The organism is Mycobacterium sp. UM_Kg27 (assembly GCF_000972905.1).
Lineage (GTDB): Bacteria > Actinomycetota > Actinomycetes > Mycobacteriales > Mycobacteriaceae > Mycobacterium.
On record NZ_JRMM01000042.1, the window covers coordinates 1 to 12,281 of the forward strand.

The 12,281-nt window shown below is 66.9% G+C and carries 9 protein-coding genes and 1 pseudogene; 6 read left to right on the forward strand and 4 right to left on the reverse strand.

Annotation, left to right across the window (positions count from 1 at the left end; all coding sequences use genetic code 11):
* The 3 genes and pseudogenes from LI94_RS23095 to LI94_RS09085 form a co-directional block, all read right to left on the reverse strand.
* Positions 1-97 (reverse strand): annotated as a pseudogene (locus LI94_RS23095) (sugar phosphate isomerase/epimerase); the annotation flags it as partial.
* Between the two features lie 17 nt (positions 98-114).
* Positions 115-1,122, reverse strand: coding sequence for a hypothetical protein (locus tag LI94_RS09080; protein WP_024444006.1), 1,008 nt, complete (start codon positions 1,120-1,122; stop codon positions 115-117).
* Positions 1,119-2,114, reverse strand: coding sequence for a Ppx/GppA phosphatase family protein (locus LI94_RS09085; RefSeq protein WP_024444007.1), 996 nt, complete (start codon positions 2,112-2,114; stop codon positions 1,119-1,121). Before LI94_RS09085 ends, LI94_RS09080 begins: the two co-directional genes overlap by 4 nt.
* Positions 2,115-2,185: 71 nt before the next feature.
* On the opposite strand from LI94_RS09085, the gene LI94_RS09090 reads away from it, so the two are divergent.
* The 6 genes from LI94_RS09090 to LI94_RS09115 all read left to right on the forward strand — a co-directional run bounded on the left by LI94_RS09090 (position 2,186) and on the right by LI94_RS09115 (position 11,270).
* Positions 2,186-2,980, forward strand: a complete 795-nt coding sequence (locus LI94_RS09090; protein WP_046300984.1) for a hypothetical protein — start codon at positions 2,186-2,188, stop codon at positions 2,978-2,980.
* Positions 2,981-3,277: 297 nt separating this feature from the next.
* Positions 3,278-4,075 carry an ABC transporter ATP-binding protein gene (locus tag LI94_RS09095; protein ID WP_231384365.1) on the forward strand — a complete coding sequence of 266 codons (798 nt, stop codon included), beginning with the start codon at positions 3,278-3,280 and terminating at the stop codon, positions 4,073-4,075.
* Positions 4,057-6,588: an FtsX-like permease family protein gene (locus LI94_RS09100; protein WP_024444010.1), complete on the forward strand. Its 2,532-nt coding sequence runs from the start codon at positions 4,057-4,059 to the stop codon at positions 6,586-6,588. The genes LI94_RS09095 and LI94_RS09100 overlap by 19 nt, the downstream gene beginning before the upstream one ends.
* Before the next feature lie 29 nt (positions 6,589-6,617).
* A complete protein-coding gene (locus LI94_RS09105) occupies positions 6,618-7,985 on the forward strand; it encodes an FAD-binding oxidoreductase (RefSeq protein ID WP_024444011.1) in 1,368 nt (455 codons plus the stop codon).
* Between the two features lie 93 nt (positions 7,986-8,078).
* A complete protein-coding gene (locus LI94_RS09110) occupies positions 8,079-9,524 on the forward strand; it encodes an amidase family protein (protein ID WP_046300985.1) in 1,446 nt (481 codons plus the stop codon).
* Positions 9,525-9,893: 369 nt separating this feature from the next.
* Positions 9,894-11,270 (forward strand): HNH endonuclease signature motif containing protein, encoded by a 1,377-nt coding sequence (locus tag LI94_RS09115; protein WP_046300986.1) that lies wholly within the window; start codon positions 9,894-9,896, stop codon positions 11,268-11,270.
* Between the two features lie 18 nt (positions 11,271-11,288).
* Here the strand turns inward: LI94_RS09115 and LI94_RS09120 are convergent, their stop codons facing one another.
* Positions 11,289-12,278: an NAD-dependent epimerase/dehydratase family protein gene (locus LI94_RS09120; RefSeq protein WP_046300989.1), complete on the reverse strand. Its 990-nt coding sequence runs from the start codon at positions 12,276-12,278 to the stop codon at positions 11,289-11,291.
* Positions 12,279-12,281: the final 3 nt, after the last annotated feature.

Below are 12,281 nucleotides of genomic sequence, written 5' to 3' on the forward strand. Positions count from 1 at the left end.
AGATGTGTATAAGAGACAGCGCATATTCGAAGGCAGCCTCCGCCCGCAGCGGGTAGACGGAAGCGGTCGACAATCCGACCTTGATGGCAGGGCGCACGAAGTAATAGTGAACGGCTAATTGGCGTGCAACGCCAGCGGCCCCAACGTAACCAGCAAACCGACCGCGACCGCGATCAACGTACTGACGATGTCGACGGTCTTACGGACCGCCTGCACCGCGGCCACCAGGCCGAGTGTGACCAGGACCGTGAGCACCAAGGCCACGATGCTGTTCCACCGCCACAGCTGGTCGAAAACGATGAATAGGCCGCCGCCGAATGCCACCGCCAGGAGCGACTGCAGCACCACCAGCAAGCCGCCCACCACGCCCGGGCGACCGACGTAGAGGTCGGCCGGCTCGACGTCGGCGGCCGCCTCGGCGCTGTCGGCGTCGGCGAGCTCGGCCTGTCCGTCGGCGACCAACGCTGAGCCGCCCGCTCGCTCGGTGGAGCGGCCCTTGGTCAAAAACGACCGCACGAATGCGGAGTCCCCGGCCGGCAGATCGGCATCGCGAACGTCGCTCTCCATGACATCGACGGCTATATCGGTATAGGTGTCAACCGGATCCGGCCGCATCCGTTCGGCCCCCGAGCCTGTCGGCCGGGTTTCGTCCGGCTGGCCGTTGTCTGCCGCCGGCGGCGGGTCGGACCGCCGCATCGGCCGGGGGTAGGGGCTTTGCTCGGGTCCACTGCCGCGTGGCGCCTGCGGCGGGGACTTGGGCCAGCGCGGCTCGGCTGCCGGCCGCTTGGCGGGTTCCACCCGCTGCACCGGACGCGGCCCGGTCGCGGGCCGGTCCTCCTCGACGAATCCGGGTGCCGGACCGACGGGCAGGGCACCGCTCGGCTCACCGTCGGCCGATGCCGATGGCGGAGCCGCGACCTCGAGCTGGGGCGGCGCCTCGTCGCGGATGATCGGGATCTCCCCGGTCAGTTCCGCGACCGTCACGGCGTCGGCATTGCCGCGCCGGCGCCGGCGTCGCCCGGTGACCGGCGGGGCACCGATATTGCCGTTCTTGGCGAGCAGTTCGGCTACCGAGATGGGTCGCGTCTCGACGTCGCGGGGGTCAGGCTTGGGTCCACTCATCGGTGCCCTCCCTTTGACCGCGCTGCGGCCATGCCCGCCGCTGGAGATCCGAACAGGGTGACGCCGTCGGCCTCACTGTCGAGTCTGCGCAGGATCAAACCCTCCCGCAGCGCCCACGGGCAAATCTCCACCGTTTCAATCGACAGCGCTCGCATGCTCGCTTCCGCCACCAGAGCACCCGCCACGATCTGTGGCGCACGCTCGGCGCTCACCCCTTCCAATTCGGCCCGATCAGCCGTGGTCATCCTAGAGATGAATGATATGAGCTGCCTAAGGCCAGTGGCGGTCAGTGTGCGCCTCACGCGCGGGCCGGCGGCCGATGGCGCCGCCCCGGTCAACCGCGCCAGCGAACGAAACGTCTTGGAGCTCGCGACCGCCAGATCGGGCGGCCCGACTTCCAGCACCTCCGCAGCGGCACCTGCCAGCTCGGTGTCCAACCAGTCCCGCAGCATGGCCACCCGACGCCGGCCAGGGGGGTCTTCGGTGAGCCACTCCCGGGTGAGCCGCCCGGCGCCCAACGGCAGGGACAGCGCCACGTCCGGCTCCTCGTCGACACCGCTGGACATCTCCAGCGAGCCACCACCGATGTCGAGGTTGTTGATCCGTCCGGCACTCCAGCCGAACCAGCGCCGCACCGCCAGGAATGTCAGCCTGGATTCGTCCTCGCCGGCGAGCACCTGCAATTCGACACCGGCCTCCGATCGAACCCGGGCCAGCACGTCCTCGGAGTTGGACGCGTCTCGCACCGCCGAGGTGGCGAACGCCACTAACTCCGCACAGCCCGAACTCGCTGCGATGGTGGCGAATTCGCCCACCGTGGACACCAGTTTGTCAGCTCCGCGCCGGGTGATCTTGCCGGAGCTGTCAGTCGCCTCGGCCAGCCGCAACGTGGCTTTGGTCGAGCTCATCGGAGTCGGGTGACCACCCCGGTGGGCATCGACCACCAACAGGTGGACGGTGTTGCTGCCGACGTCGAGCACCCCTAATCGCACGCACCCAACTTAGTGGGGACAGGCCCGGACATGGTGAGGCAACGTGAATTTCTGGTCTAGCGTGGAGATTCGTGACCCCCGCGCAGCACCGTTCCCATCCCGGTGAAGTCGAGCTGGACTTCCCCCGCGAATGGGTGGAGTTCTACGACCCCGACAACCCCGAACACCTGATCGCCGCCGACCTCACCTGGCTGTTGTCCCGCTGGACCTGTGTTTTCGGCACCCCCGCCTGCAAGGGCATCGTGGCCGGCCGCCCCGACGACGGGTGCTGTTCCCATGGCGCCTTCCTGTGTGACGACGACGACCGCGCCAACCTCGATGACGCGGTCTCCCAACTCACCGACGCCGACTGGCAGCTGCGCGACAAAGGTCTGGGCCGCAAGGGCTACCTGGAATACGACGAGAACGACGGTGAACAACAACTGCGCACCCGCACCGTCAAGGGCGCCTGCATCTTCCTGAATCGGCCGGGGTTCGCCGGTGGCGCGGGTTGCGCCCTGCACATCAAGGCTGTCCGGCTCGGCGTGGAACCCCTGACGATGAAGCCCGAAGTGTGCTGGCAGCTGCCGATCCGGCGCAGCCAGGAATGGGTCACTCGCCCCGACGACACCGAAATCCTCAAGACCACGATCACCGAATTCGACCGGCGCGGCTGGGGCCCGGGCGGCGAAGACCTGAACTGGTACTGCACCGGCGACCCGGCAGCACACGTCGGCGCCCGGCAGGTCTGGCAGAGTCTGGCCCCGGAACTGACCGAGTTGCTCGGGTCCAAGGCGTACGCCGAGCTGGCCGCGATCTGCCAGCGACGTAACGAACTCGGCCTGGTGGCTGTTCACCCCGCCACCCAAAAGGCCCGGCGCACCTGACCGGAGCATCGTGCACTTGGGTGGCCGCAAATTCATGCCTTGGATCGCCGCAGCTCAGCTGGCGCTTTCTGGTCCATCGGGGTTGCCGGGGATGTCGGGTTCCCGCGAGATCGGTCCGGGAGCGCGACGGCCACGGGTGGCGGGGGTCACGACCAAACGATTTTCAGCAGGCGACCAGCGCCGGTATGCTCGGCCCATAGCGCCGCGTAGCGCACCAACTTCGCGGAGTGCGTACTGAATTGAGAAACGCGCCCAACGCGGGCATGATCGGTATTTTACGACGCCCGCCGGAGATTCATGATCAGGACCGAGATGCATACCGTAGATATGGAGCTCAACCGGAACGGACACACGTCGCCGGTCGTCCTTAGGCCTCCTGTGGTCCTTGAAGCGCGCAAACTCAACAAACAGTTCGGCGAGGGCGATACCGCCACGCCGATTTTGCGCAACATCGATATCCAGATAACTCGCGGCGAATTCGTGGCGATGGTCGGCCCGTCGGGTTCGGGCAAGTCCACCCTGCTGAGCATCCTCGGCCTGCTGGACTTGCCTACCAGCGGCGATGTCCTCATCAACGGCCAAAGCGTCTCGCAGCTCTCACGCAAGCAGCTGGCCACTGTGCGATGTCAGACGCTCGGCTATGTCTTCCAGGCCTTCAACCTTCTGGCGGGCCTCTCGGTGGTTGAGAATGTGATGCTCCCGGGCCTGCTGGCAGGTAAATCCGGTCGCGCCCAGCACGCGCATGCAATGAGCCTGCTCGACCAGGTCGGCCTGGCCGCCAAGTCCAAGCGTGTCCCGTCGGAATTGTCCGGCGGCGAACAACAGCGTGTGGCCGTCGCCCGGGCGCTTTTCATGAAGCCCGACGTGATTCTCGCCGATGAGCCGACCGGCAACCTCGACACCGTAAATGGTCAGCGGGTTATTGACGCGTTGTATAACTTGAACGCGGCCGGCCAGACAATTGTTTTGGTGACCCACGACCGGAAAATAGCTGACGACGCTCCTCGTCTGATCTCATTGCTTGACGGTGAAGTTGAGACCGACAGCGGAATGGCTCACGCGGCAAATAATGTGACATGGCTCGCGGAACATTAGCCGCGACGTTCGGCCTGCTGCGGATAATCAACTTCCGCGCCGTCCGTAAACACGCATTCCGGGCCGCACTGGCGGCATTCTCGCTCGGCGGCGGAGTGGCAGTCGTCGTGGCCGTCATGATCGAGGTCACCAGCGTCTCCAAGGCCGTCGAAGACGTCGGCTACCAGATCGCCGGACCCGCGCCGCTGCGCGTGGTCGGGGCCGCCACCCGCGGCGGCATCAGTCCCGCCGTCGTCGAGGACTCCCGGGCGGTGCCCGGGGTGGCAGCCGTGGTGCCGGTCATTCGCGGTGTCACGATGATCCGCAACGACGGCAAAGAGAGCTTCGGGCTGGCCCTGGGCGTGGACTGCTCGGCCCAGTGGATCGTCGACCCGAAGGTCTGCCAGACGGGTCAGCAGGAGCCCCCACCGGCGACCTCGAAGTCCCTGGGCGACTCCCTGAATGATTCGGCGACCTTGGTCACCGACGTCGGGCAGCTGTCGTTGGAGAAGTTCCAGCGGGTGGCCGATCTCGACGACGTCAACAACGGCCTGGTCGCGGTGCTGCCGCTGAGCATGGCGAAGGTGCAGTTCGCCCGCGGCGACCGGGTGGACATGCTGTACGTGACCCTGGACAAAGACGCCAACGCCGGCGAGGTTCAGCAGCGCCTGAAGACCACGCTCGGCCCCACCTACACCGTGCAGCCCCGCAGCGAGCCCGCGAAGGGCTACAACGTGAACGACGTGCTGCTGCCCCTGCTCGGGATCTTCGCCCTGATCTCGATCGGTGTCGGGGTCATCCTGATCACCCAGATCACCCGGCTCTCAGTGGAAGAGCGCCGACGCGAGATCGCGATCGCGTCGGCATTGGGGGCCTCACCGGCGTCGATCATGACCGGATTCCTCAGCGAGGCCGCACTGTTGGGTGCGGTGGGCTCGGCGATGGGTGTGCTGACCGGCATCGTGATCTCCGAACCGATCGTGGCCAGCGCCAGCGAGCTGACCGAACGCTTCGTCGGCGTCACCGTCCCGGTGATCCTCAAACCGGCGATCCTGGTGATCGGCGTCCTGGCCGGCATCTTCCTGGCGGTGGGCGCCGCGATCGGCCCCGCCCTGTCGGCCTCCAACACTCCCATCGCGGCCGAGCTCTCCGGTCGAGCGGCCCAGGAACAGACCACGCAGCGCAAGATCTGGTTCAAGGCGTTACTGCTGCTAGCGATCGGGCTGGCCGGGGTGATCGCGGCTCGGCTGGCTACGCTCTCCGGCGCGCTGGTCGCCTGGCAGGCCATCATCGCCGATGTCGGGGCGGTCGTCGCCCTCATCGGTCTGCTGCTGGCCACGGCGTACTTGAGCGCGCAGGCGATCACCAGCCTGCGCCCGCGACCGGACAAGTCGAGCGGGGCCACGCTGACCATCGCGCTCAACGCACTGCGCTCAGACAGGTCCCGCACCGCGGCCATCTCCGGAGCCATCGCGGTTCCTGTCGTAGTCGCGATCCTACTGTCCGGATTCCTGGTGGCGATCCACATCGGTGCCACCAAGGTCGCCGAATCGCAGGCGGACGGCCGCATTGCCATCACCACTACACAGTTCGCCGATTACGGCCCCATTGATGCCCGATTCGCTCCGCAGACGGTCAACAAACTGAACTCCGTGGCCGGGGTAGAAAAAACCGAGCGGATGGCTGAAATCGAGATCAGCCTCAAAGACGGATCGTTGGCCCATATTCAGGCGCAGGATCGACCGACATTTCCGTTCGGATTACTCGCGGGGCAATCCCCGGAGGCAAGCCAGAAAGCCAATCAGGTCGTCATTGGCAGCGTGCTGGCACGCGAGAAAAATCTCCACATTGGTGACACTCTCGTATTTGGAAGTGGACTCGACGCGCAGGCGATGAGTATCGGCACCATTGTGGCTACGCCCGAATACGGTGGACGCCGGATCTACATGCCCTATGCGATCGCCGAAAAGATCTACGGTCCCCAGCCCGCCGGCCTGATCTTCGCCACCCCGGCCCCCGGACTCAGCGCCGATCAGGTCATCGAGAACATTAAGGCCACGCAGTTCGACCAGCCGGTGACGGCGGTGGACACCGACGGTTACGCCGCCGACATCGCGGCCTCCATCGGTCGCTACCTCACGCCGCTGAACACCCTGAAGTACGGGCTGCTCGCGATCGCCTTCATCTCGGTGCTGTCGACGTTGTTGCTGGTCGGTATCCGCCGCAGGCGCGAAGTGGCCCTGATCCAGGCGCTGGGTGCCACCCGGCTGCGCGTGTTCAGCATCACCACCGTCGAGGCAGTCATCGCCGGGGCCGCCGGCGGCCTGTTCGGCGCGGTACTCGCTATCGCGATCTCCGAGGCGGTGCGCCGGGCAGCCGTGGTCAACGTCGGGCTGGTCACGCCGCTGGTGTTCCCCTGGTCCGACGCGGTCCTCTACGCGGTGTTGGCCACCATCGCCGCGGTGTTCGCGGCCATCATTCCCGCCTGGAAGAGCACTCGGTCCACTCCGGCGACCGAACTCCGCGACGAGTGAGCTCGCCGCGCTGACCCGCTAAGGATGCGATGACAGCCACCACCCCCACCGTGCCCGGCTTCACCGGTGATGCCGTCTACCCCGGCGACGCCCGCTACGACGAGGTGCGCCAGGTCTTCAACGGCCTGATCGACAAGCGCCCGCAGGTGGTCCTGCAGTGCCGCTCGCAGGACGACATCGTCGCCGCTGTGCGCTATGCCGTGGACTCCGGTGCCCAGATCGCCGTGCGCAGCGGCGGTCACAGCGTCGCCGGCCACTCGGCCACCGATGGCGGCATTGTCATCGACCTCACCCAGATGCGTGGGGTGCGGGTGGACGCCGAGGCGCGGATCGCCTACGTCGACGCCGGTGCCACCTGGGGTGACGTGGACCCGGTCACCAGCAGGCACGGCCTGGCCTGCCCCGGCGGCGTGGTGTCGACGACGGGCGTCGGCGGATTTTCGCTCGGCGGCGGCATCGGGTGGCTCTCCCGAGCCCACGGCATGACCTGCGACAACCTGATCGGCGCCACCCTGGTGACCGCGTCCGGCGACGTCATGACGGTCAGCGAGACCGAGAACGCCGACGTGCTGTGGGGGCTGCGCGGCGGTGGCGGCAACTTCGGCGTCGTGACCCAGTTCGTGCTGCGCCTGCACCCGGTCGACGGTGTAGTGGCCGGCGTGCAGTCCTACCCCGACGCCGACGCCGAGGCAGCCCTCAAACACTTCCGAGCCCAGATGGACAACGCGCCCGACCACCTGGCGTCCATCCTCGACTTCTCCAGTGACCTCACGACGGGCCAGTCACTGGTCAACGTTCTGGCCTGTTCCACACGGACCGACCAGACCGGTAGCGACGACGTCAGCGCCCTGCTCAATGTTCGCGGCGTGGCGGCCAAGCCGGTGGTGGCCCTGCAGCACAAACTGGACTACTCGACCTGGCAGCAGGCCCTGGACTACACGGCGCCCTACGGCTGGCTGAACTACTGGAAGTCGCTGTTCGTCACCGAGCTCACCGATGAGGCCATCCGGCGCATCGCCCTGTTGGGGCGGTCGCGCCCGTCGGCGCAGACCCGGCTGCACCTGATCCGGTTGGGCGGCTTCGCCAGCCGGGTTCCGGCGGAGTCGACGGCCATCGTCGCCCGCGAACACCCCTACATCATTCATTTGATGGCGACGTGGACCGACCCCGCCGAGAGCGCGCGATGCACGGCGTGGGCCCGGCAGGCCTTCGAGATCCTGCGACCGCTGGGACCGGCCGGTGCGTACTTGAACTTCGTCGGCGACGAGGGCCAAGACCGCATTCGCGCGACATTCGGTGACGCCGGATACCGCCGTCTCGCCGAGCTCAAGGCACGCCTTGATCCGGCCAACCGATTCACCCTCAACCACAACATCGAGCCGGCGACGGGGAGCTGACCGCTCGGCAGTTCTCAGTGTGTCGCCAACGCGGACACACGGTTACGCCAACGCACGGTGGGTATTGTTGTCCGCGGGGGAAAGGACGCAAGGATGCCTGCCGCGCACGATGATGACTTGGCCTTCGCCGGCGTCGCGCGCTTGGCGCAGCTGGTACGCGCGCGTGAGGTGTCGCCGCGCGAGCTGGTAACCCTGTATCTGGATCGGATCGCCCGGCTTGACCCGGTGTTGAACGCCTTCCGCACGGTGATGGGCGACCGAGCGATGGCCGAGGCGGCAGACGTCGAGCAGCGATTGGCCGCCGGCGAAGCCCTGCCGTTGGCCGGTGTGCCCATCGCCGTCAAGGACGACACCGACGTGGCCGGCGTTTCCTCGATGTGCGGCACCGGAATTGACGTCGGCCCGGCAAGCACCGACAGCGCCGCCGTGCGACGGCTGCGGGCCGCCGGCGCGGTGATCATCGGCAAGACCCATTTGTCGGAGTTCGGCGCCTACCCGGTGAGCGAGTCGGCGACTTGGGGTGTGACCCGCAACCCGTGGGATCTCTACCGGACCACCGGCGGCTCCAGCGGCGGCTCGGCGGCCGCCGTCGCCGCCGGCATGGTGCCCGGCGCCACCGGCAGCGACAGCGGCGGGTCGGTGCGTATTCCGGCGGCCTGCTGCGGACTGGTCGGCCTGAAGGGCCAGCGCGGCCGGGTCAGCACCAAGGAGTCACCGGAGCGGGCCTACCGGTTCCACGGGCTCAACCACATCGGGCCGCTGGCGCGCAGCGTCATGGACGCCGCCCTACTGCATGACGCCATGACCGGCCCCGAACCCGACGACGAGATTCCTTCGCCCCCACCGGCGCCCCCGCTGATGGAGACACTGCTCGCGGCTCCTCGGCCACTGCGGATCGCGATGTCCTTCAAGCCAGTGGTCCCGGTTCACGTCAGCGATGAGGTACGGCGACCGGTCCTTGAGACCGCAGATTTGTTGCGCTCGCTGGGCCACGAAGTGATCGAGCGTGACCCGGTCTATCCGGTGCTGGGTATCGCCGCGGTGCTCGCACTGTTTATGAACGGGTTCGCCCACGAGATCGAGCGGCTCCCGAAAACCGAACTGCTGGAACGGCGTATGCAGGCTGAGGCCCGAACCAGCCGACTGGTGCCGGATTGGCTGGCTCGCCGGGCTGTCGCCGCGGAGCCCCGGATCACCGCCCGCTCGCAGCGCAGAATCGCCGACTTCGACATCCTGATGACCCCGGTGCTGGCGATCCCGCCGGTGCGGGTGGGCTATTTCGAGGGGCTCGGGCCGACCCGGGCGATGCTGAAGATGCTCAAGTTCATCCCGTTCACCTTCCCCCAGTGCTACAGCGGTCAGCCGGCCATCTCCGTGCCGACCGGTATCGCCGACGACGGCCTACCCGAGGCGGTGCACCTGGTGGCGCGGGCCAATGACGAGGCCACCCTGGTTTCCCTGGCGGCGCAGATCGAATCGGTGCAGCCCTGGACCCAGCGCCGACCACCGACCGAGGCGCTGCTGTCGCAGGTGGGCTAGGCCGGCGACCCGGGCTCAGCAAGGCTGGTAGCTCTTCTACCAGAGTCAGGGGCAGCCACGGGTCTTCACGCGCGGATCACTCGTCTGTCCCAAATTCATGGTCTGCTCGCTTGGCGGAACGTTGGTCGCGTCGCCGCAGTTTGGTAGATCCAATATGCATAACCGTTGACGCAAAAAGTGCGGTCAGCGATGCCGATAGAGCAGATGACACCGATGCTCGTGCAATATCTAGTTAGCCTCTGTGCCGCGAATGGGACCGAGATGCAATCTCAACACCGCTCGATTTTTCACTGTATTCACTTGTGTCACAGTATTTTTGGTTGTGGATAAGTTCTGCAGCTTGTCGGGGGCCGGCGCTACTATTAGCACATGCGTTCGAATGCCAGGGAAGCGGTCGTCGAAGTCTTCGACACCCTGTCCGCTGACCTGGATCGAGCGCTGGAACTGGACTTCGACGCACTGACCCCGCGGGAATGCCTTGCCCTGCTGCGGCGCTGCGAGCGGCTGCGACGGCGCCTTCCCGCGGTGGAGCACCCGCTGGTCAACCGCCTCGCCGCCACTGACCCCGCCGAGTTGGGCGGCAAACCCCGCTGGGTGCTGGCAGACGAGTTACATCTGACCCGCGGTGAAGCCGGCCGGCGTATCACCGAGGCCGCCGAGCTGGGGCCCCGCCGGTCCATGACCGGCGAAACCCTGGCACCGACATTGTCGAGCGTGGCCACTGCCCAACGTGCGGGAAAGATCGGCGCCGCCCACATCGCGGTGATCCGCTCGTTCTTCCACTACCTACCCGACACCGTTGATGCCGGCACCTTGACCCAAGCCGAACAACACCTCACCGCATTGGGCACGGATTGTCGCCCCGACGAACTCGCCAAACTCGCCCAACGCCTCGCCGACCACCTGCACCCCGACGGCAACTACACCGAAGACGACCGCGCCAAACGCCGCGGTGTAGTCCTCGGCCCCCAAGACCGTGACGGCATGAGCCCGATCAAGGGCTACCTCGACCCCCAAGCCCGCGCCACCCTTGATGCCGTCCTGGCCCGCTGGGCCGCCCCCGGCATGTGCAACCCCCACGACGACACCCCCTGTACCGGCGGCACCCCCTCCCAAACCCAGATCGACACCGACACCCGCAGTGCCGCGCAACGCAACCACGACGCCCTGACCGCCATGGGCCGCGCCCTCCTGGCCTCCGGGGAACTGGGACAGCACAACGGCTTACCGGCCACCATCATCGTCTCGGTCACCCTGGCCGACCTGGAAAACGGCACCGGCAAAGCCCACACCGGCGGGGGCACCTGGCTACCCATCCGTGACGTGGTGTCGATGGCTTCTCACGCCCACCACTATCTACGCATCTACCAAGGCGCCCAAGAACTCGCCCTGTTCCACACCAAACGCCTCGCCAACCCCGCCCAACGCATCGTGCTCTACGCCAAAGAACGCGGATGCTCGCACCCCAACTGCCCCATATCCGGCTACCACTGCGAAGTGCATCACGACAACGACTACGCCAAAACCAGACGCACCGGCATCACCGACCTCACCCTGCGCTGCGGCCCCCACCACCAACTCATCACCACCGGCGGCTGGAAAACCCGCAAGCACCACGACGGCACCACCCAAACCCTGCCCCCACCGCATCTAGACCACGGTCAACCCCGCACCAACCACTACCACCACCCAGAAAAACTGTTGAGCGACAAGGACTCCAGCGGCGAGGATGACGACGAGGACTAGATGCCCGTGGCGACTGGGCTAGTCCAGATAGCCGTTGGCGCGGTACCACTCGTAGCCGGCCCGCAGCGCGGTGCGGAAAGGCGTGAACGGCACCCCCAGCTCCTCACGCGACTTGCTGGCGTCGGCGAAGATCTCGGCCGTCGACAGCCGCATCTGACGGGCGTCGATCGGCAGCCGCGGTCCCACCACGACGCGGGCGACGCTGACCCCGGCCGCGGCCACCGGAATGAACCAGCGCGGCAACATCACCGACGGCCCGGGACGCCCGAAGAGCGCGCAGGCTTCCGTGAACGCCGCACGGAACAGTAGGTTTTCCCCACCCAGGATGTAGCGCTCCCCGATGCGTCCCCGCTCGGCGGCGGCGATGTGGCCGGCCACGACATCGTCGACAGAGACGAAGTTGGTGCCGCCGGGTGCGGCGAACCACAACCGCCCATGTTGCGCTTCGACGAGCATTGCGCTGGCGATGCGGTTGACATCGCGAGGACCGATGACCGCGGACGGGTTCACGATCACCACCGGCAGACCGGCAGCAGCGGCCCTCTGCAGCTCAGCCTCGGCGAGGTGCTTGCTGTGCGCGTAGGGGAACTGCCTCGGGCGGATGTTGAATTCATCGGTCTCGACCAGCTCATGTCCCCGTTCCGGGACCCCCAGTGCGGCAAGTGAACTGGTGTAGACAAATCGCTGAACCCCGGCGCGCGCAGCGGCGGTGGCCATATCGCGGGTGCCGTCGACATTGGTGCGGTAGAGCCGGGTCTGCGTCCGGTAACGCCAGTAGTCGGAAATCGCCGCGGTGTGAAACACCCAGTCGCAGCCGGCCATCGCCTCGGTCAGTGCCTCGACGCCGTCATTGACGTCGCCGATTCGGGTCTCGCAGTCCAAACCCTCCAGCGCGGCCATCGGCGAGGTCGAGCGACGCAACACCCGCACCTGCATGCCCCGCTCCAACAGCGCGGCGACCAGGTTCGAGCCGACGAATCCGGTTCCCCCGGTGACGAATGCGCGCATGCC

What these genes read in the sequence shown, in the direction of transcription:
- LI94_RS09080 (WP_024444006.1), bottom strand. Translation starts at nt 1,122, where the DNA reads ATGAGTGGACCCAAGCCTGACCCCCGCGACGTCGAGACGCGACCCATC.
- LI94_RS09095 (WP_231384365.1), top strand. Translation starts at nt 3,278, where the DNA reads ATGATCAGGACCGAGATGCATACCGTAGATATGGAGCTCAACCGGAAC.
- LI94_RS09100 (WP_024444010.1), top strand. Translation starts at nt 4,057, where the DNA reads ATGGCTCGCGGAACATTAGCCGCGACGTTCGGCCTGCTGCGGATAATC.
- LI94_RS09105 (WP_024444011.1), top strand. Translation starts at nt 6,618, where the DNA reads ATGACAGCCACCACCCCCACCGTGCCCGGCTTCACCGGTGATGCCGTC.
- LI94_RS09110 (WP_046300985.1), top strand. Translation starts at nt 8,079, where the DNA reads ATGCCTGCCGCGCACGATGATGACTTGGCCTTCGCCGGCGTCGCGCGC.
- LI94_RS09115 (WP_046300986.1), top strand. Translation starts at nt 9,894, where the DNA reads ATGCGTTCGAATGCCAGGGAAGCGGTCGTCGAAGTCTTCGACACCCTG.
- LI94_RS09120 (WP_046300989.1), bottom strand. Translation starts at nt 12,278, where the DNA reads ATGCGCGCATTCGTCACCGGGGGAACCGGATTCGTCGGCTCGAACCTG.